The following is a 24,610-nucleotide window of genomic DNA, read 5'->3' on the forward strand; positions in this document are numbered from 1 at the left end:
CGTCGATGAGTGAGACCGTGCACAACCGGATCGCGGTGCTGCGCGCCGAGCGGGGCATCTCCCGCCGGCAGCTGGCCGACGCGCTGGGCGTGCACTACCAGACGGTCGGCTACCTCGAGCGGGGCGAGTTCCGGCCCAGCCTGCACCTGGCGCTGCGGATCGCCGCGTACTTCGAGGTGCCGGTCGAGGTGGTCTTCTCGATCGAGCCGTTCCCGCGAATCGGGGAGGGCGCGGGGGCGGGACGGTCAGCCTGACCGGCCCGGTCACGACGTCTTCGCCATGCCGGTGAGGTGCCGGGTGAGCAGCACCGCGTAACCGCCGAGCGCCGCGGCGACCAGCAGCAGCATGGGGAACGGGCGGGGCACCGCCACGGCGATCGCGGTGACCGCCCCGATCCCGCCGCAGCTCAGGGCGACCCGGCGGGTGCCCGGAGACTGCGCCGACAACCAGTTCAGGCCGAGGCCGCAGAGCATCCACGCCACCAGCGAGCCGGCCAGGATCAGCCGCAGCCCCAGCGGGATCGTCGGCGCGTCCACGCCGATCTGCCGGACCACCTCCCCGAGCGACCAGCCGAGCACCAGCAGCGCGGTGCTCAACGGGAGGTGCAGGTAGGCGTACCACTGCCCGCCGCGCAACCGGGTCAGCGCCAGTCCGGTGTTGACGAAGGTGGTGTAGACCCACCACACGGACGCGGGTATGGCGAACCCGGCCGCCGCGGCGGCGGCCAGCCGCAGCCCGGGGTGGATCGGGACGGCGGCGAGCACGTTCGCCAGCGCGCTGCCGAGCACGATGATGGAGAACTGGCCCATCCGCTCGGGGAGGTGCACCACGTCGACCGGGGACCGGCTGAGCCGGCGCAGCCCCAGCCAGGGCGTGGCCAGCTCGACGGCCATCGCCACCGCCCAGACCGCCGGCCGGGCGGGCACCGGCACGGCCAGCGAGGCGAGCCAGATCAGCCAGCCCACACCGAAACCGGTGAGGTAGACGGTCGTCACCTCGCGGGCCGCGGCGCTGCTCGGCCGGACCCGGAGGTAGAGCAGCAGCAGGACGCCACGGACCACGAGGTAGCCGACCGGCAGCAGGACCGAGTGCGGCGCCCCGGCCACGCCCAGGGTGAGCGCCCCGGCGCCGGCCACCGCCACCAGCACCAGCAGCCGGTGCTGGGTGTCGTCCGGGTCGTACCGGGTGTCGTAGAAGACCTGGCCCGCCCAGGCGAACTGCACCACCACGAAGAGCCCTCCGGCGGCCAGCAGCGCCAAAGGGCTGGGCACGAGGACATGATCGAGCCGGCCGACCACGGCGCCCATCGCCAGGACGAAGACCAGGTCGAAGAAGAGCTCGAGCCAGGTCGCGTGTCGCTGGCCGGCCTCGTCCGGCGAGCGGCGTGCGGGCCGGAGGATCAACCGGGCGGCGAGCCGTCCCGGCCAGCGCGCACCGTCGGCGCGTACCCGTCGCACGCCTTCCATGATCGCGGACGCCGAGCGGCGCGCGAGGCGCAACGGCCGAGCCCACGCGGGATTCGCCACACCGGCCGTCCCCCGACCGTCGGATCGCCGGTCCGGCAGGGCAGGATGTACGCCGAGGAGGTGGCGGAGATGGCGGGGCGGATCCGGGACGAGGACATCGCGCTGGTCCGCGAGCGCACCTCGATCGCCGAGGTCATCTCCGACACGGTGACCCTCAAGTCGGCCGGCGGCGGCAACCTCAAGGGCCTGTGCCCGTTCCACGACGAGAAGAGCCCGTCGTTCAACGTCTCGCCCGCCCGCAACGTCTGGTACTGCTTCGGCTGCGGGGCCGGCGGCGACGCGATCAAGTTCCTGATGGACGCCGAGCACCTGAGCTTCGTCGAGTCCGTCGAGCGGCTCGCCGCCCGCGCCGGCATCCAGCTGCGCTATGTCGAGGACGACCGGTCGACCCCGCGGACCCGGCCGCAGCAGGGGCAGCGGCAGCGGCTGGTCGCCGCGCACGCCGCAGCCGAGGAGTTCTACCGCGCCCAGCTCACCACGGCCGGCGCCCGGCTCGCCCGGGAGTTCCTGGCGCAGCGCGGCTTCGACCGGGCCGCCGCCGAGCGGTACGGCTGCGGCTTCGCCCCGGACGCCTGGGACCTGCTCACCAAGCACCTGCGCCAGCAGGGCTTCACCCACGACGAGCTGGTCACCGCCGGGCTGTCCCGGCCGTCCCGCTCCGGCACCCTGATCGACCGGTTCCGCCGCCGACTGCTCTGGCCGATCCGCGACCTCACCGGCGACGTCATCGGCTTCGGCGCGCGCAAGCTGTTCGACGACGACGACGGCCCGAAATACCTGAACACCCCTGAGACGCCGATCTACAAGAAGTCCCACGTCCTCTACGGCATCGACCAGGCCAAGCGGGAGATCGCCAAGCAGGGCAAGGTGGTCGTGGTCGAGGGCTACACCGACGTGATGGCCTGCCACCTGGCCGGGGTGACCACCGCCGTGGCGACCTGCGGCACGGCCTTCGGCGCCGACCACATCTCGGTCCTGCGGCGGGTGCTCTTCGACAGCGACGAGCGAGCCGGCGAGATCATCTTTACCTTCGACGGGGACGCCGCCGGGCAGAAGGCCGCGCTGCGCGCCTTCGAGGACGACCAGCGCTTCGTCGGGCGTACCTTCATCGCGGTCAGCCCCGACAGCATGGACCCGTGCGAGCTGCGCCTGGCCAAGGGCGACCTGGCCGTGCGCGACCTGGTCGCCCGTCGCGAGCCGCTGGTCGACTTCGCCCTCCGCCACGTGATCAACCGGTACGACCTGGACAGCGTCGACGGCCGGGTGGAGGCGATGCGCCGGGCCGCGCCGCTGGTCGCCAAGATCAAAGACCGGGAGAAGCGCCCCGAGTACGTCCGCAAGCTCGCCGGTGACCTCGGCATGGAGATCGAGCCGGTGCAGCGCGCGGTGCTGGCCGCCGGGTCCGGGCAGCCGGCCGGCGGGGCGAGCGCCCCGGCGCGTACCGGGTCGGCCGCGCCGGCGGTGGACAGCCCGCAGTCGCTGGTCGAACGGGAGTCGCTGAAGCTCGCCCTCCAGGAGCCGGTGCTGGCCGGCCCGATGTTCGACGCGGTGGAGGCCGGCGCATACCGGCACCCGGTGCACGTGACGGTCCGGGCGGCGATCGCCGCGGCCGGCGGCGTGGCGGCGGCCACCGGTGGCGCGGTCTGGATCGAGCAGGTCCGGGACGCCTGCGACGACCTGGCCGGCCAGGCGCTCGTCGGGGAGTTGGCCGTCGAGCCGCTGCGCATCGACGGCGAGCCCGACCCCCGCTACGTCTCGGTCACCCTGGCCCAGCTGCAGTGGGGCTCGGTGACCGGCCGGATCAAGGATCTCAAGTCGAAGATCCAGCGGATCAACCCGGTGAGCCACAAGGACGAGTATTTCGGCCTCTTCGGGGAACTGCTCTCGCTGGAACAGCACGCGCGGGCGCTGCGCGAGCAGGCCGCCGGAGGACTCTGATGGGCTTGTTCAACCGTAAGCCGAAGCTGCCGCCCGCCGACCGGCCGCCGCTGGCCGCCGAGGAACGGGTGCTCGCCTGGGCGGCCGCCGGCAACGGCGAGGGCGACGGCGTGGTGGTCGCCAGCAACCTCGGGCTCTGGCTGCCCGGCCGGGGGCACCGGATCGGCTGGCACGACATCCTCAAGGCGGTCTGGTCCGGGCGCGAACTCACCGTCACCCCGGCCGAGCGGGTCGCCGAGCGGGACGGCTATCTGGTCGTCGCCGACTGTCCGGCCGAGACCTACCTGCTGCTCGACCCGGGCGACCTGCCGGACCAGGTGCGGACCCGGGTCACCGGCTCGGTTGTGTACACCGCGCACCATCCGGTGCCCGGCGGCGCCGGCCGGATCGCCGCCCGGCGGGTGCCCGGAGTGGACGGGCTGACCTGGACGGTCCGCTACGACCCGGGCACGCCGGCCGACGACGAGGCGGTGGCCGCCGAGACCGGCAGGCTGGTCGTCGCCGCCCAGAGCACCACCACCCCGGCGAACCTCTGATCGTCAGCTGCCGCGGTAATACCGTGCCGCGCCCGGGTGCAACGGGATCGGGTCGGTGCCCGCCCCACTTTCCCGGGTGAAGTTTGCCGCCTCCGGGTGCACCGAGATCAGCTCACCCTGGTAGGTGAAGAGCAACCGGGTCAGGTCGTACGCGAGTTGGTCCGGCATGTCCGCCCGGACCAGGATCACGTTCGCCACGGTGATGGTCGGGATGGCCGCCGGCGTGCCGTAGACCTCCGTCGGCAGGGTGGCGGTGGTGTAGACCGAGCCGTACCGGGCGGTCAGCGGCTCGACCAGGTCGGCGACGGGAAGCAGCCGGAACATTCCCGGCGCGCCGGCCAGCAGATCCTTGATGCCCGGGGTGGGCAGGCCGCCGGAGAAGAACATGGCGTCCAGGCTGCCCGCCCGCATCTGTTGCACCGTCTCCGGTAGCGACAGGTTGACCCGCTGGATGTCCCGGTCCGGGTCAATCCCGGCGGCGGCGAGCAGCCGCCCGGCGACGATGTCCGTGCCGGACTTCGGTGACCCGGTGGAGATCCGCTTGCCGCGCAGCTTGGCGAAGGTGTCGACCTTCCTGTCGGCCCGGACGATCACGTGCGTGTAGTTGCGGTAGACCCGGGCCAGCGCGCGGACCGGCTGCGGCTGCCCGTCGAACACGCCGCGTCCGGTGACCGCGTCCGCCGCGGTGTCGGCCAGGCTGAAGGCGATCTCCATGTCGCCGCTGCTCACCCGGTTGATGTTCTCCACCGAGGCGCCGGTCGGCTCGGCCCGTGCCTCGTAGCCGGGCAGGTGCCGGCTGATCACGTCGGCGTAGCCGCCGCCGAGTTGGTAGTAGACACCGGTGGTGTTGCCGGTGGCCAGGAAGATGCGCCCGCCGTGCCACGCCTGCGGCCGCGCGTCCGCCTTGACGCAGCCCGCGATCAGGGCGGCCGACAGCAGCGCGGCCACCAGTCGCAGCGGGCGCCCGATCACGCCCGGACCGCCGGTTCCAGTGCCTCGGCCACCCGCTGGACGAGCGTCGCCGTCTCGAAGCCGATCTGGCCCAGGTCGCACCCGGGAGCGGCGAGCACCCCGAGCAGCGCGCGCTCGCCGACGGCCATCACCAGCATCACCCCGCCGTCCATGTCGACGATCTGCTGCCGCACCCGCCCGGCGGACATCAGCCGGGCGGCGCCCACGGTCAGGCTCGCCAGCCCGCTGATCACGGCGGAGAGCTGGTCCACCTGGTCCGCCGCGAGGTCCGGCGAAGCGGCCAGCCGCAGCCCGTCCTCGGACACCGCGAGGGCGTGCGACACGTCCGGCACCCGCTCGGCGAAGTTCGCCAGCAGCCAGTCGAGTCCGTCGGTCACGGATGAAGTCATTGGGTTCTCCCGGTGGGTGTGGGGTGCGGATTGCGGCGCATCGCGCTGGCCACGCCCTCGGCGAGCGCGGACAGGCGAGCCCGAACCACTTCGGGGTCGAGCAGGTCGGGTCGGGGCGGTGGGGCGGTGGTGGTAGTGGTGACGGAGAGCTGGCCGCCCCGGATCCGGCGGGGCAGCCCGGTCCCGGTGGTCGGCAGGTTGTCGGACGGCCGGGCCGGGGTGACGTCGGGTACCAGCAGGGTGATCCCGGGCGACGGTACGGCGGCCACGCCCCGGACGGCGCCGGTCGTCGGGGCCGCCCCGGCCACCGGATCGGCGACCGCCCCGGCGAGTGCGACGGTGGCTCGCGGCCGGAACCAGGGCGGGCTCGGGTCGGCCGGGGCGGAGTGCGTCACCGCAGCGCGTCGGGTGACCGCTTCGACCCGGGTCAACGCGGACTCGGGCACCTCCATCTGGGCGACCATGCCGGTGTGGGTGCGGTGCAGCTGCACCCGGATCCCGTGCCGGGCGGCCAGGTGCGCCACCACGTGCAGGCCCATGCTGCCGGCCGCGGCGCTGAAAAGCGGAGCCGGCGCGGCGAGCCGCTGGTTGATGGTGGCCAGCCGACCCTCGCTGATTCCGATGCCCTGGTCGTGCACCCGCAGGGTGACCCCGTCGACGGTACGCCGCCCGTCCACCAGCACGAAGGTGTGCGGCGGCGAGTTGAGGGTGGCGTTCTCCAGCAACTCGGCCAGCAGGTGCACCAGGTTGCCGGCCGCCGCGCCGTGCACCGCCGCGGTCGGCACCTCGATCTCCACCCGGGGGTAGTCCTCGATCTCGGCGGCCGCCGCCCGGACCACGTCGTCAAGGAGCAGCGCGCCCTCGTGCGCCCGGCCCGGCTCGCCGCCGGCGAGGACCAGCAGGTTCTCTCCGTTGCGGCGCAGGCGGGCGGCGAGGTGGTCCAGCGCGAAGAACCGGGCCAGCGCCTCCGGGTCGGTCTCCTCGTGTTCGAACTCGTCGAGCAGGCGCAGTTGACGGGTGATCAGCGTACGGATCCGCCGGGCCAGCGCCTCGGCCATCCGGGTCACGTCCAACCGCAGCTCGGCCTGCTCGCCGGCGAGCCGCAGCGCGGCCCGGTTGACCGTGTCGAACGCCTCGGCCACCTGGGTCACCTCGTCCCGGCCGCGCCGGACACCCCCGGTCAACTGGGTCGGCGTGCCGTCGTCCGGGCGCCGCTCGCCTGAGGCGATCGCGGTGATCCGCTCCGGCAGCTCCCGGTTGGCCACCGTGAGCGCGGCGACCCGCAGCTGGCGTAGCCGCCGGCTGGTCCGCACCGCCAGCAGCACGGCGGTGACCAGCGAGGCGAGCGCGACGGTGCTGGTCGCCCCGGCGGTGAGCAGGGCCCGTTCCCAGGTGGTGCCGGCCAGCGCGGCGGCGGCCCGGTCGAGATCCTCGGAAAGCTCCCGGCCGAGCAGGTTGTACCGGCGGATGGTGCCGCTCTGCGCCACGTACCAGGCATCGCCGTCGCTCTTCAACGCCTCCGGCCCGCCGTCGGTGTTCAGCACGTCGTCCTGCATCCGGTGGGCCGCCCCGATGTCGACGCCGTCGATCAAGCGGGACCAGGCGGCGTGCGCCGGGCCGGTGGCGACCCGGAGGAACTCGGCTTGGCGCTGTTCCCGGGCGCCGCGCAGCCGGCCGAGTCGGGCCAGCTCACCGCGGGCCAGCTCGCCCCGCACGAAGACCCCGCGCAACAGGTCGCGTTCCAGGGACGCCAGGTGCTCCTGGGCGGCCACGGCCGCCACTGCCCGCGCCCCATTGGCCAGGTCGGTGTCGCTCAGCTGCGCCGGGAGCGCGTCGGCGACGGCGAGCAGCGACTCGACCAGGCTCCCGTACGCCAAATCGGCGCTGTCACCGCCCAGCGCCAGCTGGCGGGTCGGGTCGAGCTGGCCGAGGCGGCCGTCCGCGTCTTCGAGCACCCGGGCCAGGTCCGGGGCGGCCCGCCGGGCCTTGCCGCTGGCCGAGCGGTAGCGGTCGAGGGCGGCGTCCACCCGTCGCCGCTGGGCGTCGACCAGCGGCCGGCCGGCCATGCCGCCCCGTTGCCGCAGCGCCGCCGTCTCGCCGAGTTCGCGTTCCAGCTCGTGCACCAGCCGTACGGTCGCGGTGGCGGTGCCGGCGAGCACGCGAGCCCGGTCGGCGTCCGTCGAGGCGGCGAGCGCAGCGTTGGTCTGGGTGGCGCCGAGCACGACCAGACCGACCGTCGCCACCAGGATCGGCGCGAGCAGTTGGGTGCGCACCGACCGAAGTTGGCCGGTGCGGTCCGCGGGTCGGCTGTGCCGGCGTACGCGGGCGGGGTCGGGGAGCGGCACGGGGTCTCCCAGTCGAGGTCAGGTGCCGGGCCTGGACGGACGGCCGGGCGACACGAGCAGGCACGATACGCGAATCGCGCACCCGGGGGAACATTGCCGACCGTGATTGCATTGCGTGACGGAGCTGAGCGGCCGACCTCTCATGCATGGGCCTTCTTAAAGGCATCCTTCGTAAATGTCTGACCCAGAATTGCTCTGTGGTTCCGGTATTCCCTTGCCGCCGGGAGTGATCTGTCCAAAATGGTGAGCAAAGTCCTGGCGCCGTGGCTCTTGCGGGCGTGACTCGGCGTAGCTGACGCCCATCGGCCTTCCGGGCGGGGTGCCGGCGTTAACCGGTCGAGGTTGTCGGACCGGGCGGCTACCGTGCAGCGGTGACCACTGCTCGACCACTCATCCAGGCACGAGGGCTGGTGAAGCGGTTCGGCGACTTCACCGCCGTCGACGGCATCGACGTGGAGGTACGCCCCGGCGAGGCGTTCGGCTTCCTCGGGCCGAACGGCGCCGGCAAGTCCTCCACCATGCGGATGATCGGCTGCATCTCCCCGCCCTCCGGCGGCGAGTTGCGAATCCTCGACATGGACCCGGTCCGCGACGGGCCGGCGATCCGGGCCCGGCTGGGTGTCTGCCCGCAACTCGACAGCCTCGACCCGGAGCTCACCGTCCGGGAAAACCTCACCACCTACGCTCGCTACTTCGGCATCCCGCGCCGGGTGGCCCGCGAGCGGGCCGCCGAGCTGCTCGACTTCGTGCAGCTCACCGAGCGGGCCGAGAGCAAGGTGGAGCCGCTCTCAGGCGGCATGAAACGCCGGCTCACCATCGCCCGCGCGTTGGTCAACAACCCGGCGATCGTGTTGCTCGACGAGCCCACCACCGGGCTCGACCCGCAGGCCCGCCACCTGGTGTGGGAGCGGCTGTTCCGGCTGAAGCAGCAGGGGGTCACCCTGGTGCTCACCACGCACTACATGGACGAGGCAGAGCAACTCTGCGACCGGCTGGTGGTGATGGACGGCGGCCGGATCGTGGCCGAGGGCTCGCCGCGCACGCTGATCGAGCGGCACGCCACCCGTGAGGTGGTGGAGTTGCGCTTCGCCGCCGAGTCGCAGGAGGCGTTCGCCGGCAAGCTGAGCGGGCTCGGGGAGCGGCTCGAGGTGCTGCCCGACCGGATCCTGCTCTACGTGGCCGACGGTGACGCGACGCTGGCCGAGGTGACCGCACGCGGTCTCGTCCCGGCCAGCGTCCTGGTCCGGCGTAGCAGCCTGGAGGACGTCTTCCTCCACCTCACCGGCCGCACCCTGGTGGACTGAGCCAATCCGCGCGACGAGGCCGGTGAGGTAGGTGTCAGCCCGGCTCAGGCGGGGGCGATCTTGGTGACCGTTCCCGAGGATCCGCGATACATGAGAGCGCCGTTCTGGACGAAGAGAACACCGCCGCCGGTTGGGTTCGTGGACGGAACGGTGGTCGCGTTGGCAATGGCGATGACGCCGGAGCCTCCGCCGAGGCTCGTGGTGTTGAGGCGCAGGTTCTGCGAAACGTGCAGCGAATGGTCCGTCTTCACCACACCCGCCGACGAGCGGTAGAGATTCGTGTCGCGGGCGGCTGAGCCGGATCCCCACTCGATCTTTCCGTCGACGTAGATGACGCTGCGCACCAGCGAGTCTCCGTTGACCTGGCCTTGATAGGACCTGGTGGTCTCGTCGTTTCCGGTGACGAGGGCAGCCTGGCCGCCCGCGGCGGTCGGCCTTATGGTCAACGCCGCCCCGCCGTTCCGAATGATCGACAGGCCGGCGGCCGTTCCAGACGCGCCCCCGACCGATACTTGACCAGTCGAGCGGTTGACGGCGAGCGGGGTGTCGACCAGAGTGCCGCTGTCGTCGTACCGGACGAGCTGGAAGTTGGTTCCGGCGTTCGACCCGGTCTCAGCCTCGCTCGTGGCACGGATCTTCCAGCGCCTGAACGGCGTGCCGCCGTTGCTGTCGTGGGAGAACGTGATCGGCTTCTCCTGCCCGGCCGGAGCGGCGAGTCGCAGCTCCTGGCCGTTGGACGTCCGCACGCAGAGGTCGGCCTGGTTGGTCTTGATGACGGTCTTGTCCATACCGTACTGCCCGGTCGTCGGGTCCCAGATCGGCATCTCCAGCCGGGTCTGCAGCGCGCCGGTAGAGTCCGGGACCTCGCACGACCAATGGCCGTGAACCGACCCATGGTCGTTGGCCTCGTAGTGTGCGCCCATCCAGAACCACGGCTTGTCCGGGCCGATCGGCGCGCGGGTGGCCATGTCATACGACCTCGGCCCGTACCAGGCGATCATCTGCTTACTGTCGGCACGGCGCGAGTAGATCCGCAGCACCTCGCCGTGCGACATGACCGCCGCCCGCTGGTAGCTCTCCAGGTTCAGGCGCCCGGTGCTGTCGAAGTGGCCGGCCGCCCCGTCGTCCTCGCCGCCGTCGAAGGACGAGCGGAGCGTAAGGGATTCTGAGTGCCCGTCGTCGACGATGCCACCGGACGGCGAAGCGGACCCTGCGAACGCCGCCGCCGAGCCGATCATCGGTGCGGCCGCTATGCCGGCGCCGACAGCGCTGGCAGCGGCGAACAGGCCGCGGCGAGACAGGATGCCGGCAGATGAGCCAGCCGTGCGCGGAGCCAGGGCCGTCGCGGCAACCGCGCAAAGGTCGACTCCGGTCCGCTTCGCGGAGATCGGGACGGATATGTCGTACGTCCGGCCGCCGGTGAAGTTTTCCTTGACCGTGTAGGTCCATCCGTTCGGTCGGAGATCCGGGTCGTCGGTCGCCAGGAGGGAAACTGTGAAGGCGCCGTCCGCGTCCAGGTCTGCGGTTATCGTGCCCGGAATGACCATGCTTTGAGACGCAGTCGCGATCGCGGCAACGTTGCCCGTAAAGGTGACGCTCCCCTGGGCGGGCGTCCCGTCGAGATTGACGTACCTCCCCCTGATTTGAACGGTGTCGTGCTCGGTGGAATGCGTCATGCTGCCTGACCTCCTGATCCGCGGTGCCAAGATCGTAGGCCACCCGATTCCGCGGTGGCATTGACTTTTCGTCTGCCTTGTCGGGACAGACATGCCCGACATGTAGGTCGTAGAGTGTGCCCGGCCGTTCCGGGCAGAAGTCTCTCGAACTGCGGTCCGGGCGGATTTAGCGTGAATCGCCCGATGAGGCGATTCTTGGGTATAGGAGGACCTACGACACCAATGAAAATCACGGGGAATTGGCGTAGTCGGCTACGGAAGGTGAGCCTCGCGGCGCTGTCGTGCGCGGTTGGCGTCGGCGGCGCGGTCGCCGGGGCAGCGCCGGCTCAGGCGGCGGCCGGGCAGGCTGCCATCGTGGACCAGCGAAGCGGCGTGAAGATCTTCAACCTCGACTCCACCACCTGGAAGGGCAACGGGGTCTGGGCCTGGAACAAGCCGAAGACTGCCGCCTGGTCGAACCTGTCGGATGTCAAGTTCCGGACGTACGGCGGTCGTAAGGTCGTCCTGGCCGTCGCCTCCGGTGGCGCGGCCGGGATCATCGACTACTCGACGAAGAAGACCACGTGGTCGGCGAGCCCCGGCGGAAACCCGCACGCGATCGAACTGCTGCCCAACGGTGCGGTCGTGGTCGCCTCCTCGGCCGGCAAGCTCACGGCGTACGGCAAGGGCAAGACCAGCGGTCGCACGTACTCGTTCGCGGACGCGCACGCCGTGCTCTGGGAACCGGGCACGAAGCGACTGTGGGCGCTTGGTGGCAACCAGCTGTGCAGCTTCAAGGTCGGCGGCACGGCCACCGCTCCCACGCTGAGCGGCAAGGTCTGCGCCAAGACGCCCTCCGGCGGCGGCCATGACCTCTCGCCGGTCTACGGCCAGTCGGCGCAGCTGTGGCTCAGCACCGGTAGCCACGTCTACACCTACAACCTCAACCGCGGGACGTTCAGCAAGGCCAGCGGCTCCATCGACAACTCGCAGATCAAGAGCATCGGCAACATCTCCGGCGGCCTGGTCATCACCGCCAAGGTGACGAAGGCGAACTCGGACGGCACCTGGGGCACCAACAAGGTGTCGCTCTACAAGCTGAACGGCTCGTCCGCCGGCAGTCGCACCTACACCGGCGCGGCCATCTACAAGGCACGACCGGTGGTCTGGAACTACCGGTAGTCCCAACCTGAGCCGATCGTCCCTGCTGGTCAACGAGCCCTCGCCCAGCTCAGGAAACGTTCGGCCATGCCTTCGGGCGCGACCTGGCCGGTGACACCGGCCAGGTCGGCCCGGGCCTCCTGCATGAGCGTGCCGAGGTAGATCAACAGGCCGATCCGGTTCTCGCGATACTCGCCGAGCAGCGCCAGCCGGGCCGGCGAACACGGCCACGCGGCGCCGCACACGCGGCAGCGCCACGACGGGCGCGCGGCGACATGCGGGCGATAGCGGGGCATCAGCGCGGCCCCTCCCCGGCCCGGCGGCGGGGGAGCGGGGCGGGTGGTGCCGGGCGCGCGCAGCGCCAGAACCTGAATCGCATGTCGGTGCCTCCGTCGAGGATGGATGGAGGCGTCCTGGACGCAGTTGTCGCAGGACGCCTCCGGCTTGGTTCCGCCCGCCGTCCGATCCCGTGAGCGGTCCCGCTGCATGACAGTCTGGTGAGCGCGCGACTACGGTGGGAAATCTCGCGCGCCGACGACCAGCGAGTCCGGCTGCCCGACCCCAAGCGGTACGAGGATGTACGGAGGGTGTCCGTGGAAGGCTCGTCCATGCTGGAGCACTTCGCCGAGGAGCTACGGCTCGCCCGAGCCGCCAGCGGCATGTCCCAGACCGCGCTGGCCGAGGCGTTGAGCTACTCGGCCGCACTGGTCGCCAAGGTGGAGAAGTGTGAACGCCGCCCGAGCCTCGATTTCGCGCGCCGCAGTGACGTCGTGTTCGGCACGGACGGCCGGTTCGAGCGCATCCAGCGGCGGATCAGCCGGGAGACCGTGGTCCCCTGGTTCCGCGACTGGGCCGGCATCGAACAGGAAGCAACCGCACTGCGTACGTTCGAGCCGCTTTGCGTGCCCGGTCTTTTGCAGACCGAGGGGTATGCGGGTGCCATCCACGCCGGCGGTGGACTGTTCGCAGCGGACGAGGTCGAGCGGCATGTGACAACTCGGCTGGATCGGCAGGGTGTGCTCACCCGAGACCGGTCGCCGCTGCTCAGCATGGTGATCGACGAGTACGTGCTGCGCCGCCGCATCGGCGGGCCGGAGGTGATGCGTGAGCAATTGCGGCACCTGGTGAAGCTTGGCTCAACCCTGCCGCGGGTGCGTATCCACGTCGTGCCGATGTCGGCCGGCGCGTACCCTGGGCTCGCCGGGCCGTTTGTGATCGCCACCTTGCCGTCCAGGGAGGACGTCGTCTATCTGGAGGGGCAGCGTCACGGGCAGGTGATCGACCGAGCCGACTTCGTGCAGGAGATGGTCGAGGTTTGGGAGTCGATCCGTGGTGAGGCACTATCGCAGCAGCAGTCCCTCGAGTTGATAGCGGAAGTGGCGGAGACATGGACCTGAGCGGCGCCCGGTGGCGCAAGAGCACCCGCAGCAGTGGCCAGGGCGGCAACTGCGTGGAGGTGGCCGACAACCTGCCCGGTGTGGTCGCCGTACGCGATTCCAAGGACCCGAGCGGTCCGGTGTTGGCCTTCGGCCCCGACGCCTGGCGCGCGTTCCTCGGACGTGTCACCGAGCGGCCGTAGCGGCTACCGGCACGACAGCGCCTACTCCGGATCCCAGTTGGACACGGGCGCTGTCGCCGCCCTGACCATCCCCGTGGAGTCCGGCATGGCACCGTTGGCTGACCCGTCCATGATTCTTGCCGAGCGATATCGGTCGAAAATAGCTGCCCTGGAGCAACTGAAGGCATCACCCAGCCAGCGCTTTGCCCACGTGCGCTACTGGCTTGGCCGAGTGCGTTTGGAGATCGTCTTTAGCTGGCTCGCGAACGTGTCAATCTGGCTCGCCGCACGTCGGTAGCGGTGGGCCGTCGTAGGGGGCGGAGGATTGTGGGGATCCGGGACCAGCGCGCGCGGTGCCCGGAGGGCGAGGAGGAGATCCCTACCCAGTTCCTCGACTTCGCGGGCCGGCACGGGCTCGCCGGCTTCTACACTCCGTGGGCGATACTCCTCGTCTTGGGCTGCTACCCGATCCTGGTCGCGGTGATGTCGATCGGGTCCTTTGAGGACCGCGACCTGATGTGGGCCAGCGGCGTGTTTGGGCTGCTGATGTGGGCCGGGTCGCTGATGGCCTTCCGGCGCAGGAGGCGCGCGGACGAGGCGAGGATGGCCGCCTACCGCCGGTGGCGGGAAACGCAGGAGGCACCGCCTTCGGGGTGGGACCCAATCTTGCGGTTCGACGGCCGGGTCGCCGAGGTGTGCAGTGACCGGGGTGCGATCGGCTATCTGTACGTCAGAGTCGGCGATCCCGCCGGTAGCGACGGCAAGCGGGCGTTGTCGGTGCACCTGAGCGCGGCGCTGGTCGATGCCGGGGAGCCGGAGCGGTGGCGGCTCGACGAACGCGTCTACCCGGATGCGGACGAGGTCCGCGAGGAGCTCCGGACCCTCGTCAGTTGGTGCGGGGAGCACCTGCATGTTGACCGCTGGCTCGGCCGGGCGGATGCCGAGACGGTGATAGGCCCGCACTTCGGCTGACCGGTGTGCCGCCATAGACTTCACTCATGGTCTCCGCCGAGGGTGGCACCGACGAGGGCCACCACACGCCGTTGGTAAAGAGGCGTTGGTTGCGGCTCGGCCGGCGTCTGCTGTTCGGGTTGGTCGTCGCGGTCGGCAGTGGGCACCTCCTGGTACTCGGTGGCGAGGCAACGCGGCGCGAGTTCAGCCTGAGCAGCTTCACGCTGATGTGGGTGTCGACGGCGGCGGGCCTATTGCTGCTTGAGTGGTGGGATCAACGGAGTCAAAACCGTCGGCCGAAGCCGCCCAGGCCACAGTGGCGTGATGATGCCCCTTGCCCCCTGGTGGCGTCATCGGCAGCTGTCTATGTCTACGTCCCTGTGACTTGGGTCGCGGGATACACCGCCGCCTTTGACGGTCAACTCAAGCTTGTCTGGGCCGACGTGCTGGCCGCCACCGCACTCGCGTTGGCGGCCAGCATTCGTCACTGGAGCGGGCCGTACAGAATGCCAGAGAATTCCGAGGCCGCAGTGGGTCGCTGATCACGCCCAGCCTCGCCGACTCAACGAGGATTTGGTATGCAGACACAGTCGATCGTGCACTTGGTGACGGGTTTCGGCGGGCTGCTCTACTTCATCGGTCTCCACTTCGGAATGAGGTACTCAGGTCCGGCTGGCGCCATGCGCGGCAACGTTCGGGATGGGGTGGTCATGGTGGCACTCATCCTGACCCTGCCGATCGTGGATTTCGTGGTCACCGCCGGTAACCTGTCCCGGTGGTTCTACTACGGCGCGTACGCGGTGGTGTTGGTTGTGTTGCTGCTGTTCGCGGTCCGCGTCTACCGGAGGTCGACGGCCAAGCCGGCTAGCAGCGAAGGGCCAGCGGTGTGAGAAGCAGCGACCACTTTGGGGCTGGTGCTGGCCATGGCCGAGGCCGCGCCAGGTCAGGCGCTCCCATTCAATTCCTGGTAACACGCAGAATTACTAGCCGAGGTGGGAACCTACGTGCGAACGACTATCTTGAGTCTGTTGGATCTCGTTGTCGCGGTCATCGTATTCTTCGATGCCAGGCATCTGGGCATGGAATACGGAGGGCGAACTGGAGGCGAGCCTCGGCTTGGCGCTGTAGGTTGGGCGCTCGGAAGTTTGATCATGCCGGTCTTTTATTTGCCGGCGTACCTCATTCGGCGTTTTAGATACTTGAGAGAGACTGCGAGTGCTCTGTCTCGCAAATAGCTAGCCGTTTTGTTGATGCGTTATCTCCATCGCGGCCTGCGCCGACTTTAGAGAGATTGTGCGCAACATCCTTGTCCCCGTGATCGGCCGTGGCTCGTCAAGCGACGCTCAGGCGGCACGGACCCGCACATTCCCACCCTGAGCCCACCCGCCGGCGCCCCGGCTGCTCGACCTCAGGCCGAGCCGGGGGCGATCAGACCGGATTCGTACGCCGCGATGACGGCCTGCACCCGGTCACGCAGGGCCAGCTTGCTCAGCACGTTGCTGACGTGTGTCTTTACGGTGTGCTCGCTGACCACCATGGAGGCGGCGATCTCCGCGTTGGACAGGCCCCGACCGAGCAGCGTCAGGGTCTCCCGCTCCCGCGCGGTCAGCGCCTCCAGGCCGATCGCTGGTGACCCACCACGCGGCCGGCGTGCCGTCAGGTCGGAGATCAGTCGCCGGGTCACGGCCGGTGCCAGCAGCGAATCCCCGGCGGCCACCACCCGGACGGCGTGCACCAGGTCGTCGCGGCGGACGTCCTTGAGCAGGAAACCGCTGGCCCCGGCGTAGAGCGCGTCGTAGACGTAATCGTCCTGGTCGAAGGTGGTCAGCATCAGGGCCCGACTCGACGTCTCGGCGCACACCCGCCGGGCGGCTTCGATGCCGTCCATCTCCGGCATCCGAATGTCGAGCAGCACCACGTCGGGCTGGTGGCGCAGCGTGGCGGCGACTGCCTCGACGCCGTCGGACGCCTCGGCCACCACCTCGAAGTCCGGCTGGGCGTCCAGGATCATCGCGAATCCGCCGCGCACCAACTCCTGGTCGTCGGCGACAACGATCCGAATGCTCATCGGGCCATCACCGGGAGGGACGCCGACACGGTGAAACCGTGCTTGCCGGCCCGCGCGTCGGCGCTGCCGCCGCACGCCGCGGCGCGCTCACGGATGCCGATCAGCCCGCTACCGGCCCCCGCAATGCCAAGCGTGCCGTCGCCGGAACCGTCGTCTCGTACCGTGATGATGAGCTCATCCCCCCAGTCGAGCGCGACCGTCACCGTGCGCGCGGCCGCGTGCTTGAGCGTGTTGGTCAGGGCCTCCTGAACGATCCGGTACGCGGCCACCTCGGTGTCCGGCGGCACCGCACGCCGCACGCCGGACACGGTAAAGGACGCTGCCACCCCGGTTTCGCGCACCTGGTCGATCAGCGCGGGGATGGCGGCCAGGGTCGGCTGCGGCGTACGGATCCCGGTGTCCTGGTCCTCCTTCAATATGCCCAGCGTGCGGCGGAGCTGGACCATCGCGTCCCGACCGGCACCGGCGATCGCGTCGAGCGCCTTCTCCGCCCGCTCCGGGGAGGTACGCACGACCGTCGCTCCCGCCTCGGCCTGGACGATCATCAGGCCGACCGCGTGGGCGAGCACATCGTGCATGTCCCGGGCGATCCGGGCCCGCTCGGTCGCCACCGCGTGTGCCGCCTGCGTCTCCCGGTCGCGTTCGAACTGCCCGGCACGGTAGGCCAGCTCCTGCAGGCGCAGGTCCCGGCGCCGCGCGAGCGTGCCGAGCAGCAGCGCCGCCGAGGCGGTGAGCAGGCCGATCATCGCAGTTGTCGGGCTCTTCACGCTGGCGAGGCTGGTCACGGCGATCAACACCATGACACAGATCTGATGCCAGCGCCGGCCGACCCACGCGATCGAGTAGATGGCCACAAGCACTCCCCAGCCGATCGGTTCGGACACCGCCCGGTCGACGGTGTTGTATCCCACGAGCGAGAGGTAGCTGACGAGGAGGCAGAGGATGGGGAACCGCCGCCGGACCACCAGCGGTAGCGCCGACCCGGCCAGGAACACCCACGCCCACGGCGAGTAGGGACCGGGTTGCTCCGCCCGGGGGATCACCAAGGGGACGTACAGCACGGCGAGCACCAGCAGCGCCACGCCGGCGTCCGCGGCGTACGGCCGCCACGACGGTGGCAGGCGCTGCCACAGCGGCAGATCTCGGGCGGTCATCAGGTGTCGCATCTGATCCCACTCCACAGGTCTGCCGTCGTTTACGGCTGGCCGGTGACCCGCGGTCCTCACGCGCTCGCCAGCGCGACCCGGGGGGTGCGCAGTACGAGCGGCAGGAAGGCGATCAGGTACAGGACGCCAGCTTCGGGAATATAGTCCAGGCTCACTCCGGCGACGGCGGTGCCCACCAGGATGAGCACGGGGGTCCACCACGGCAACGGGCGCGGACGCACGACGGCAGCTGAGATCGTCAGTCCGAGCAGGCCGACGTAGAACAGCACCGGCACCACCGTGTAGACGACCGGAAGCACGCCGGGGATCTCCTGGAACCGTTCGAAGTTGTGGTCCTTGGTCGCCGCGTCACTGGACATGAATCCGACGACGATGTCGGCGCAGATCTGCACGATGACCGCACCGAGCCCGACGAACCCGATCGCCCCGAACACCTTCGCGTTCCGGCCCGGTACCGCGCCGCGCAGCCCGGCGAACACCCATCCGAACATGACAAGACTGGCCAGCATCAGCAGGTGCCCGAAGGTCCACACAAAACCGGGACTGTGCTCGCTGTCCGTCAGCCGGACCACCCCGTACCCGGCCATCAGGGCGGGTGCGGCGACGAACGATGCCTTTGCGATGTTCACGGTGACTCCTGAAGACGCGGGTGTTTGACGTGTCGATCCTCTGGCCTTTCCCGCCCCGGCTCATCGCCGTCGGGGGCGATCTTCAGCCATCCCTCCTACGAGCGAGTGGCTCCGCCGCGCGAGCGAGAGCCCCCGGCGCTCAGGATGTGAAAGCAACGTGTCGGTCTGGAGGAACTCCGGACCGGGCGGGGAGCGGGAAAGTGGCGCGACAGCATCGGTGAGTCCTCGTAGGGTGGCCGGCGGTCTTGTCGTACCCGGGCGGTAGGAAGGTCGGGGTGGGCGGAGAGCGGGGGTGGTCGCGGTGAGCGTGGCGGAGCGGGCCGGGCCGGGGATGGCACGGACGCCGGCGTTGGCGGTCCTCGCCTACCACCTGGTGGCCTACCGGCGCACCTGGCGGGCGGGGGTTTTCTCGTCGCTCCTGCTGCCGGTGCTCACCGTGCTCGGTTTCGGCGTCGGGGTCGGGGCGTACGTGCATCGGGGCGTGGGCGGGGTGTCCTACCTGGAGTGGCTGGTGCCCGGCCTGATCGCCGCCACCGCGCTCCAGGTCGCCATGGCGGAGTCGACCTGGCCGGTGCACAGCAACTTCCGCTGGATCCGGACCTACCACGCCCAGGTTGCGGCACCGCTGCGAATCGGGGACATTCTCGCCGGGCACCTCGCCTTCGTGCTGTTCCGGGTGCTCACCAGTGCCGCCGCGTTCGTACTGGTGACGGCGCTGTTCGGGGCGCTGCGCTCGCCCTGGGCGGTGGCCGTCCTGCCGGTGGCGCTGTTGCTCGGGCTCGCGGTCGCCGCGCCGACCTTCGCGTTCAGCGCGGCGGTGCCGAGCGACAGTTATCTGGCCCTGCTGTTCCGGTTCGCGGTGATCCCGATGACCCTGTTCGCCGGGGTCTTCTTCCCGATCGAGTCACTGCCGGAGGCGCTGCGCTGGCTGGCGTACGCGACACCGCTCTGGCACGCCGTGGACCTGTGCCGGGCCGCCACGCTCGGCGTCGCTCCGCAGTGGTCGGCCGCCGGCCACCTGCTCTACCTTGCCGCCTGGGCCGCCGCCGGCTGGCTGTTGGCCCGGCGCATGTTCCGCCGCTCGCTGGTCGTGTAGAGGAGGGTGTCGTGGTCGGTCTCGTCCTGCCCCGGCTGGTCAGCTTCGAGGGGGCGCCGCGCCGGTCCGCCTCAGTCGCCGAGCGCAACCTGACCGCGTTGCGGAGCGCGTACTGGCTGGTGCTGCTCTCCGGTTTCCTGGAGCCGGTGCTCTACCTCTTTTCGATCGGCGTCGGGGTGGGCGCGCTGGTCGGCGACCTCACCCTGCCCAGCGGGCAGGTGGTGACGTACGCGGCGTTCGTCGCCCCGGCGATGCTGGCCTCCTCGGCGATGAACGGCGCGCTGTCCGAGACCACCTTCAACTTCTTCGGGAAGATGAAGTACATGAAGCTGTACGACGGGGTCATCGCGACCCCGGTGCAGCCGTTCGAGATCGCCCTCGGCGAACTGGGCTGGGCGATGATCCGGGGCAGCCTCTACTCGGCCGCGTTCCTGCTGATCATGGTGGTGATGGACCTGACCACCGCGGCCCGGGCGGCCGCCGCCTTCCCTGCCGCGATTCTGGTCGGCGTCGCGTTCGGCGCGCTCGGCATGGTCGTCGCCACGCTCATTCGCAGCTGGCAGGATTTCGACCTGATGGGGTCGGCCCAGTTCACCCTTTTCCTCTTCTCCGGCACCTTCGTGCCGGCCGAGGCGTATCCGGCCGTGCTGCGCTGGGTGGTCGAGTTGACCCCGCTCTACCGGTCGGTGCACCTGGTCCGCGCGATCTGCGTCGGAGGCTCCGGCTGGTCCTGGCTGCTGGACGTGGCGTACCTGGTGGTGCTGGCCGCCGGCATGCTCACGCTGGCATCCCGGCGGATGGGCCGGCTGCTCTACACGTAGGTGGTTAACGCCTTCCCGCTTGGGCAGTCGGGGACGACGCCGACGATGAGGGAGGGCCGATGGCCGCCGACGAGTCTTCCGCACACGGCGGGCGCGACCGGGGTCGGCAGGTCGGGCCGGACGCGGGGCCGGGGCGCCCTTCCGAGTTGCCGGTTGTCGGCTGGGGGGCGGCACTGAGGCGTGCGGTCCGGGAGACCCGGGAGGACCGGCTGACCGACTCGGCCGCCGCGCTCACCTACTACGCCATGCTCTCGATCTTCCCCGGCGCGCTGGTGTTCATCTCGGTGCTCGGCCTGTTCGACACCCGGGCACCCGAGAAGGTGCGGAACGTCGTGGACGAGGCAGTGCCGGAGGAGCACATCCGGCGGATCATCGAGACCGCGATCGACCAGGCGCGTACCTCCGAGGGGCTGGCCAGCGTCGCTGCGGTCGTCGGCCTGGTCGGGGCCCTCTGGGCGGCCTCCAGTTACCTTTCCGCCTTCATGCGCGCCGCCAACATCATCTACGAGGTGCCGGAGGGGCGGCCGATCTGGAAGAGGCTACCGATCCGACTCGGTGCCACCGTGCTGATCGGCGTGATGCTGTTGGCCAGCGTCGTGATCGTGGTCTTCACCGGTGGCCTGGCCGAGCGGGTGGGCGCGTTCGGGCTCGGCCCGACCGCCGTGACGGTGTGGAAGATCGTCAGGTGGCCGGTGTTGCTGGTGCTGGTCAGCCTGATACTCGCGATCCTCTATCGGGTCGCGCCGAACGCCCGCCAGGGCGGCTTCCGCTGGATCAGCCCCGGCAGTGTGCTGGCGGTGGTGATCTGGCTGGTGATCTCCGTGCTCTTCGCTGTCTACGTCGGGCACTTCCACTCGTACAACAAGACCTACGGGGCGCTGGCCGGAGTGATCATCTTTCTGGTGTGGCTCTGGCTGAGCAACATCGCCATCCTGTTCGGCGTGGAGTTCGATGCCGAGTTGGCACGCAGCCGCGCCATCGCGACGGGGCACCCGGCCGAACGGGAGCCGTACGTCGAGCTGCGCGACGACCGCAAGCTGCGCAAGAAGCACGACGGCCGCTGACCAGGCCCACCCCGAGGCTGGCTCGACCGACGACCAAGATCACTTTCGCCGACCCGTCGTCGGCTTTCGTTCGTGTGGACAAAAGTTTGTGTCGGGTTGATTGAAGCTATGGACATGCGGCCGGGAAGGCTCCTACTGTGTCGAGCACGACACATCGCCGGTGCGTCGATGTGCACGACTCCGATGCGAGGTGAGTCCCGGTGCGGACGCTGGACCCCCTGCACGTACAGCTCCTACGACTGCTGCGGGACGAGGGGGCGGTATCCCGGGCCGAGCTCGGCGACCGTTTGCAGATACCCCGCCCGCGGCTGCTCGCCGAGCTGGATCGGCTGGTTGGTCTCGGTTATGTGGCCGAGGCGGGGTTGGCGGCTTCTCGGGGTGGTCGTCGTTCGACGTTGGTGGAGTTGAATCCGGGTTTGCGGTTTGCCGCGGTGGATCTGGGTGCCAGTTCGATTGATGTCGAGGTGGTGAATGGTCGGCTTGAGCCGGTGGCGGTGTATGCGGAGTCGGCTGATATTCGTTCGGGGCCGAAGGTGACTCTGCAGCGGGTCAGTGAGTTGTTGCACAAGGCCAGGGTGGATGGTGCGTACGAGCGGCTGGCTGCGGTCGGTATCGGGGTGCCGGGGCCGGTGAGTTTCCGGGATGGTGTGCCGGTGTCGCCGCCGATCATGCCGGGGTGGGATCGTTTCCCGGTTCGGGAGTTGTTGACTCGGGAGCATGGCTGCCCGGCTGTGGTCGACAACGACGTCAACATCATGGCGATCGGTGAGCGACACGGCGGCGTGGCCCACTCGGTGGATGATTTCCTGTTCATCAAGATCGGTACGGGCATCGGATGCGGGATCTATCTCAACGGTGAGGTCTACCGGGGCACCGACGGCTGCGCCGGCGACATCGGCCACATCCAGGTCGAACCCAACGCTCCGATGTGCTCGTGTGGCAATCTCGGCTGCCTGGAGGCCGTCTTCAGCGGTGCGGCGCTGGCCCGGGAGGCCACCGCGGCGGCCCGGGTCGAGGTCTCCCCGGTGCTCGCCGAGCGCCTGGCCGCGCGGGGGGCGGTCACCGCGCTGGACGTGGCGCAGGGGGCGGTCGAGGGGGACGTCACCTGCATTCAGCTCATTCGGGATGGTGGCCGGCGGGTCGGCAGTGTTCTGGCCGGCCTGGTGAGCTTCACCAACCCGTCGATGATCGTAATTGGCGGTGGACTCGCCCAGTTGGGACACATTCTTCTCGCGGAGATTCGTAGCGTGGTCTACCGCCGTTCATTGCCGCTGGCCACCGGCAACCTGCCGGTCGTGCTCTCCGAACTCGGTCCGCGCGCCGGGGTGGCCGGGGCTGCGGTGCTCGCCAGCGACGTCGCCTTCGCGGAAGCGTCATGACCGGACGGTTGGTGGAAACCCCGGCCACCGCCGCCGGCGAGGTGGTCCTGCGCCTGACCGATGTGGTGAAGACGTTCCCCGGTGTACGCGCGTTGGACGGGGTGCAGTTGGAGGTGCGGGCGGGTGAGGTGCACTGCCTGTTGGGGCAGAACGGCGCCGGTAAGTCCACGTTGATCAAGGTTTTGGCGGGGGTGCATCGGCCGGATTCGGGTGAGGTCGTGTGGTGTGGCGAGCCGGCGGGTTTCGCTGATCCGCAGGCGGCGATGCGGGCGGGGATCGCCACGATCTACCAGGAGCTCGACCTGGTTGAGGATCTGTCGGTGGCGGAGAATGCGTTCCTTGGTCACGAGCCGCGCCGGTTGGGGTTCGTGCGTCGGGGCAGTATGGCGCGGCGGACGCGGGAGATCCTGGCCCGGTTGGGGCATGCGGAGATTTCCCCGGGTCGTCTGGTGCGGCATTTGCCGGCTGCGGGTAAGCAGATCGTGAGTATGGCGCGGGCGTTGTCCCACGATGCCCGGTTGATCATCATGGATGAGCCGTCTGCGGTGTTGGCTCATGACGAGGTGGGGAATCTGTTCCGGATTATCCGGGAGCTCACGGCGCAGGGGATCGCGGTTATCTATATCTCGCATCGGATGGAGGAGATCCGGGAGATCGGTGATCGGGTGACGGTGCTCAAGGACGGCCGGACCACTGCGGCGAATCTGCCGGCCCGGACCACTCCGACCAACGACCTGGTGGCCCGGATGACGGGGCGCAGCATTGAGTACGTGTTTCCGCAGCGTCCGGCCGGCGGGTCGGCTGGTGCCGAGTTGCTGCGGGTGGAGGGGCTGACCCGGGCGGGTGAGTTCGCTGATGTGTCGCTGAGCGTGGGGGCGGGGGAGATCGTCGGTATCGCCGGCCTTGTCGGCTCCGGCCGTTCCGAGGTGCTGGAGACCATTTACGGGGCTCGCCGCGCGCACGCGGGCACGGTGCGGATGAACGGCCGGGTGTTGCGGGCGGGAAGCGTCGGGGCGGCGGTGCGGGCCGGGATGGGGATGGCGCCGGAGGAGCGGAAGAGTCAGGCGCTGCTGCTCGGTGAACCGATCTACCGCAACGTGACTCTGGCGACGTTCAGCCGCTACGCGCGGTTGGGTTTCACGAATGCCGGGCGGGAGCGGGCTGAGGCGGAGCGGATCGCCGACCTGCTGGAGCTGCGGCCGCGTGACGTGCGCCGGCCGGTGCGGACCCTTTCGGGTGGTAACCAGCAGAAGGCGGTGGTGGGCCGGTGGTTGTTGGGGGACACCAGGCTGCTGTTGCTGGATGAGCCGACCCGGGGTGTGGATGTGGGAGCTCGGGCGGAGTTGTATCAGGTGATCCGGGATCTCGCGGCTCAGGGTGTGGGGGTGTTGCTGGTGTCCAGTGAGGTGCCCGAGGTCCTCGGTCTGGCGGATCGGGTGTTGGTGATGCGGGAGGGCCGGGTGGTGCGGGAAGCGCCGGCCGGTGACCTGGATGAAGACAGTGTGCTTGACCTCGTGATGGCGGGGTCCCTCATGGAAGGAGCCCTGGCGTGACTGAGGGGACCGGGACCGCTGCGCCGAAGCGGCCGGCGGACGTGCCGGCCCAGTCGCCATCGGCTGATTCGGCCGGGGCCGGGAAGGCGGGGGCGTCGGCGCGGTTTTCCTTCTGGCGGGGTGACGGGGGTGAGGGTGTCCGCCGGAATTTGGGTCTGGTGGCGACGCTGCTGGTGTTGGTGGTTATCGGCATTGTGACCCGGCCTGATCTTTACGGTGATGCGAGTTGGGTGTGGGGCAACACTCTCACCATTTTGAAGCTGGCCTCGGTGGTGGGTGTGGTCACGGTGGGGATGACGTTCGTGATCATCGGTGGGGGTATCGACCTGTCGGTGGGGGCGATCGTCGCGGTGGCGGGGGTGTGGTCCACGACGGTGGCGACGCAGAGTTTCGGCGCCGCCGGGATGATCTTCACGGCGTTGACCGTGGGCCTCGGAGTGGGTGTGGTGAACGGTCTGCTGGTGTCGTACGGGCGGTTGGTGCCGTTCATCGCGACTCT

Annotated in this window: 24 protein-coding genes and 1 pseudogene; 16 read left to right on the forward strand and 9 right to left on the reverse strand. The window is 69.9% G+C overall.

Translation table 11 applies throughout. The annotated features are described in order from the left end of the window. Positions 1-5: 5 nt before the first annotated feature. Positions 6-254: a helix-turn-helix transcriptional regulator gene (locus tag AB0C02_RS28575; protein ID WP_357552129.1), complete on the forward strand. Its 249-nt coding sequence runs from the start codon at positions 6-8 to the stop codon at positions 252-254. 9 nt (positions 255-263) lie between these two features. On the opposite strand, the gene AB0C02_RS28580 is transcribed toward AB0C02_RS28575, so the two are convergent. Further along, positions 264-1,457: a low temperature requirement protein A gene (locus AB0C02_RS28580; RefSeq protein WP_357552131.1), complete on the reverse strand. Its 1,194-nt coding sequence runs from the start codon at positions 1,455-1,457 to the stop codon at positions 264-266. 114 nt (positions 1,458-1,571) lie between these two features. Here AB0C02_RS28580 and dnaG point away from each other — a divergent pair, with 114 nt between their 5' ends. Both dnaG and AB0C02_RS28590 read left to right on the forward strand, forming a co-directional pair. Continuing rightward, positions 1,572-3,464 (forward strand): DNA primase, encoded by a 1,893-nt coding sequence (dnaG, locus tag AB0C02_RS28585; protein ID WP_357552133.1) that lies wholly within the window; start codon positions 1,572-1,574, stop codon positions 3,462-3,464. Further along, complete coding sequence (locus tag AB0C02_RS28590; RefSeq protein ID WP_357552136.1) at positions 3,464-4,000, forward strand: hypothetical protein; 537 nt, start codon at positions 3,464-3,466, stop codon at positions 3,998-4,000. The genes dnaG and AB0C02_RS28590 overlap by 1 nt, the downstream gene beginning before the upstream one ends. Before the next feature lie 3 nt (positions 4,001-4,003). On the opposite strand, the gene AB0C02_RS28595 is transcribed toward AB0C02_RS28590, so the two are convergent. The 3 genes from AB0C02_RS28595 to AB0C02_RS28605 are packed head-to-tail and all read right to left on the reverse strand — an operon-like array spanning position 4,004 to position 7,706. Further along, positions 4,004-4,972 carry a TAXI family TRAP transporter solute-binding subunit gene (locus tag AB0C02_RS28595; protein WP_357552137.1) on the reverse strand — a complete coding sequence of 323 codons (969 nt, stop codon included), beginning with the start codon at positions 4,970-4,972 and terminating at the stop codon, positions 4,004-4,006. Then, a complete protein-coding gene (locus tag AB0C02_RS28600; RefSeq protein WP_357552139.1) occupies positions 4,969-5,361 on the reverse strand; it encodes a roadblock/LC7 domain-containing protein in 393 nt (130 codons plus the stop codon). The genes AB0C02_RS28595 and AB0C02_RS28600 overlap by 4 nt, the downstream gene beginning before the upstream one ends. Continuing rightward, positions 5,358-7,706, reverse strand: a complete 2,349-nt coding sequence (locus AB0C02_RS28605; protein ID WP_357552140.1) for a nitrate- and nitrite sensing domain-containing protein — start codon at positions 7,704-7,706, stop codon at positions 5,358-5,360. Before AB0C02_RS28605 ends, AB0C02_RS28600 begins: the two co-directional genes overlap by 4 nt. A gap of 371 nt (positions 7,707-8,077) precedes the next feature. Between AB0C02_RS28605 and AB0C02_RS28610 the strand changes: the two genes are divergently transcribed. Beyond that, positions 8,078-9,010, forward strand: coding sequence for an ABC transporter ATP-binding protein (locus AB0C02_RS28610; protein WP_357552143.1), 933 nt, complete (start codon positions 8,078-8,080; stop codon positions 9,008-9,010). Between the two features lie 44 nt (positions 9,011-9,054). On the opposite strand, the gene AB0C02_RS28615 is transcribed toward AB0C02_RS28610, so the two are convergent. Next, positions 9,055-10,686 carry a hypothetical protein gene (locus AB0C02_RS28615; RefSeq protein ID WP_357552145.1) on the reverse strand — a complete coding sequence of 544 codons (1,632 nt, stop codon included), beginning with the start codon at positions 10,684-10,686 and terminating at the stop codon, positions 9,055-9,057. A gap of 261 nt (positions 10,687-10,947) precedes the next feature. Between AB0C02_RS28615 and AB0C02_RS28620 the strand changes: the two genes are divergently transcribed. Next, the gene (locus tag AB0C02_RS28620; protein WP_357552147.1) at positions 10,948-11,847 is read left to right on the forward strand and encodes a DUF6528 family protein; all 900 of its coding nucleotides are present in this window, start codon (positions 10,948-10,950) and stop codon (positions 11,845-11,847) included. Between the two features lie 29 nt (positions 11,848-11,876). Here the strand turns inward: AB0C02_RS28620 and AB0C02_RS28625 are convergent, their stop codons facing one another. Further along, positions 11,877-12,122, reverse strand: coding sequence for a flavin reductase (locus AB0C02_RS28625; RefSeq protein WP_357552149.1), 246 nt, complete (start codon positions 12,120-12,122; stop codon positions 11,877-11,879). 312 nt (positions 12,123-12,434) lie between these two features. Here AB0C02_RS28625 and AB0C02_RS28630 point away from each other — a divergent pair, with 312 nt between their 5' ends. The 5 genes from AB0C02_RS28630 to AB0C02_RS28650 all read left to right on the forward strand — a co-directional run bounded on the left by AB0C02_RS28630 (position 12,435) and on the right by AB0C02_RS28650 (position 15,225). Beyond that, a complete protein-coding gene (locus tag AB0C02_RS28630) occupies positions 12,435-13,223 on the forward strand; it encodes a helix-turn-helix transcriptional regulator (protein WP_357552150.1) in 789 nt (262 codons plus the stop codon). Then, positions 13,214-13,405 (forward strand): DUF397 domain-containing protein, encoded by a 192-nt coding sequence (locus AB0C02_RS28635; protein ID WP_357552151.1) that lies wholly within the window; start codon positions 13,214-13,216, stop codon positions 13,403-13,405. The genes AB0C02_RS28630 and AB0C02_RS28635 overlap by 10 nt, the downstream gene beginning before the upstream one ends. Positions 13,406-13,711: 306 nt before the next feature. Next, complete coding sequence (locus AB0C02_RS28640; RefSeq protein WP_357552153.1) at positions 13,712-14,356, forward strand: hypothetical protein; 645 nt, start codon at positions 13,712-13,714, stop codon at positions 14,354-14,356. A 26-nt stretch (positions 14,357-14,382) separates the two neighbouring features. Next, positions 14,383-14,877, forward strand: a complete 495-nt coding sequence (locus tag AB0C02_RS28645) for a hypothetical protein (RefSeq protein WP_357552154.1) — start codon at positions 14,383-14,385, stop codon at positions 14,875-14,877. Positions 14,878-14,913: 36 nt separating this feature from the next. Beyond that, positions 14,914-15,225, forward strand: a complete 312-nt coding sequence (locus tag AB0C02_RS28650; RefSeq protein ID WP_357552155.1) for a hypothetical protein — start codon at positions 14,914-14,916, stop codon at positions 15,223-15,225. A gap of 518 nt (positions 15,226-15,743) precedes the next feature. Here AB0C02_RS28650 and AB0C02_RS28655 read toward each other — a convergent pair. Genes AB0C02_RS28655 through AB0C02_RS28665 form a run of 3 tightly spaced genes read right to left on the reverse strand, consistent with a single transcriptional unit; the run spans position 15,744 to position 18,198 of the window. Continuing rightward, complete coding sequence (locus AB0C02_RS28655; RefSeq protein ID WP_357552157.1) at positions 15,744-16,403, reverse strand: response regulator transcription factor; 660 nt, start codon at positions 16,401-16,403, stop codon at positions 15,744-15,746. After that, the gene (locus AB0C02_RS28660; RefSeq protein ID WP_357552158.1) at positions 16,400-17,569 is read right to left on the reverse strand and encodes a sensor histidine kinase; all 1,170 of its coding nucleotides are present in this window, start codon (positions 17,567-17,569) and stop codon (positions 16,400-16,402) included. The genes AB0C02_RS28655 and AB0C02_RS28660 overlap by 4 nt, the downstream gene beginning before the upstream one ends. 56 nt (positions 17,570-17,625) lie before the next feature. Continuing rightward, positions 17,626-18,198 (reverse strand): hypothetical protein, encoded by a 573-nt coding sequence (locus tag AB0C02_RS28665; RefSeq protein WP_357552160.1) that lies wholly within the window; start codon positions 18,196-18,198, stop codon positions 17,626-17,628. A gap of 331 nt (positions 18,199-18,529) precedes the next feature. Between AB0C02_RS28665 and AB0C02_RS28670 the strand changes: the two genes are divergently transcribed. From AB0C02_RS28670 to AB0C02_RS28695, 6 genes and pseudogenes are all read left to right on the forward strand, one after another. Continuing rightward, positions 18,530-19,294, forward strand: a complete 765-nt coding sequence (locus tag AB0C02_RS28670; RefSeq protein ID WP_357552173.1) for an ABC transporter permease — start codon at positions 18,530-18,532, stop codon at positions 19,292-19,294. An 11-nt stretch (positions 19,295-19,305) separates the two neighbouring features. Then, complete coding sequence (locus tag AB0C02_RS28675; RefSeq protein WP_357552162.1) at positions 19,306-20,115, forward strand: ABC transporter permease; 810 nt, start codon at positions 19,306-19,308, stop codon at positions 20,113-20,115. Between the two features lie 59 nt (positions 20,116-20,174). After that, on the forward strand, positions 20,175-21,179 hold the full coding sequence (locus AB0C02_RS28680) for a YihY/virulence factor BrkB family protein (protein WP_357552164.1): 1,005 nt from the start codon (positions 20,175-20,177) through the stop codon (positions 21,177-21,179). A gap of 200 nt (positions 21,180-21,379) precedes the next feature. Continuing rightward, positions 21,380-22,558, forward strand: coding sequence for an ROK family transcriptional regulator (locus AB0C02_RS28685; protein ID WP_357552166.1), 1,179 nt, complete (start codon positions 21,380-21,382; stop codon positions 22,556-22,558). After that, positions 22,555-24,111 (forward strand): sugar ABC transporter ATP-binding protein, encoded by a 1,557-nt coding sequence (locus tag AB0C02_RS28690; protein ID WP_357552168.1) that lies wholly within the window; start codon positions 22,555-22,557, stop codon positions 24,109-24,111. Before AB0C02_RS28685 ends, AB0C02_RS28690 begins: the two co-directional genes overlap by 4 nt. Then, a pseudogene (locus tag AB0C02_RS28695) lies at positions 24,108-24,610 on the forward strand (ABC transporter permease); the annotation flags it as partial. The gene AB0C02_RS28690 and the pseudogene AB0C02_RS28695, both read left to right, overlap by 4 nt.

The organism is Micromonospora sp. NPDC048999 (assembly GCF_040649295.1).
Taxonomy (GTDB): Bacteria; Actinomycetota; Actinomycetes; order Mycobacteriales; family Micromonosporaceae; genus Micromonospora.

What these genes read in the sequence shown, in the direction of transcription:
- AB0C02_RS28575 (WP_357552129.1), top strand. Translation starts at nt 6, where the DNA reads ATGAGTGAGACCGTGCACAACCGGATCGCGGTGCTGCGCGCCGAGCGG.
- dnaG (WP_357552133.1), top strand. Translation starts at nt 1,572, where the DNA reads ATGTACGCCGAGGAGGTGGCGGAGATGGCGGGGCGGATCCGGGACGAG.
- AB0C02_RS28590 (WP_357552136.1), top strand. Translation starts at nt 3,464, where the DNA reads ATGGGCTTGTTCAACCGTAAGCCGAAGCTGCCGCCCGCCGACCGGCCG.
- AB0C02_RS28600 (WP_357552139.1), bottom strand. Translation starts at nt 5,361, where the DNA reads ATGACTTCATCCGTGACCGACGGACTCGACTGGCTGCTGGCGAACTTC.
- AB0C02_RS28615 (WP_357552145.1), bottom strand. Translation starts at nt 10,686, where the DNA reads ATGACGCATTCCACCGAGCACGACACCGTTCAAATCAGGGGGAGGTAC.
- AB0C02_RS28625 (WP_357552149.1), bottom strand. Translation starts at nt 12,122, where the DNA reads ATGCCCCGCTATCGCCCGCATGTCGCCGCGCGCCCGTCGTGGCGCTGC.
- AB0C02_RS28630 (WP_357552150.1), top strand. Translation starts at nt 12,435, where the DNA reads ATGCTGGAGCACTTCGCCGAGGAGCTACGGCTCGCCCGAGCCGCCAGC.
- AB0C02_RS28635 (WP_357552151.1), top strand. Translation starts at nt 13,214, where the DNA reads ATGGACCTGAGCGGCGCCCGGTGGCGCAAGAGCACCCGCAGCAGTGGC.
- AB0C02_RS28645 (WP_357552154.1), top strand. Translation starts at nt 14,383, where the DNA reads ATGGTCTCCGCCGAGGGTGGCACCGACGAGGGCCACCACACGCCGTTG.
- AB0C02_RS28650 (WP_357552155.1), top strand. Translation starts at nt 14,914, where the DNA reads ATGCAGACACAGTCGATCGTGCACTTGGTGACGGGTTTCGGCGGGCTG.
- AB0C02_RS28655 (WP_357552157.1), bottom strand. Translation starts at nt 16,403, where the DNA reads ATGAGCATTCGGATCGTTGTCGCCGACGACCAGGAGTTGGTGCGCGGC.
- AB0C02_RS28660 (WP_357552158.1), bottom strand. Translation starts at nt 17,569, where the DNA reads ATGCGACACCTGATGACCGCCCGAGATCTGCCGCTGTGGCAGCGCCTG.
- AB0C02_RS28670 (WP_357552173.1), top strand. Translation starts at nt 18,530, where the DNA reads ATGGCACGGACGCCGGCGTTGGCGGTCCTCGCCTACCACCTGGTGGCC.
- AB0C02_RS28680 (WP_357552164.1), top strand. Translation starts at nt 20,175, where the DNA reads ATGGCCGCCGACGAGTCTTCCGCACACGGCGGGCGCGACCGGGGTCGG.
- AB0C02_RS28690 (WP_357552168.1), top strand. Translation starts at nt 22,555, where the DNA reads ATGACCGGACGGTTGGTGGAAACCCCGGCCACCGCCGCCGGCGAGGTG.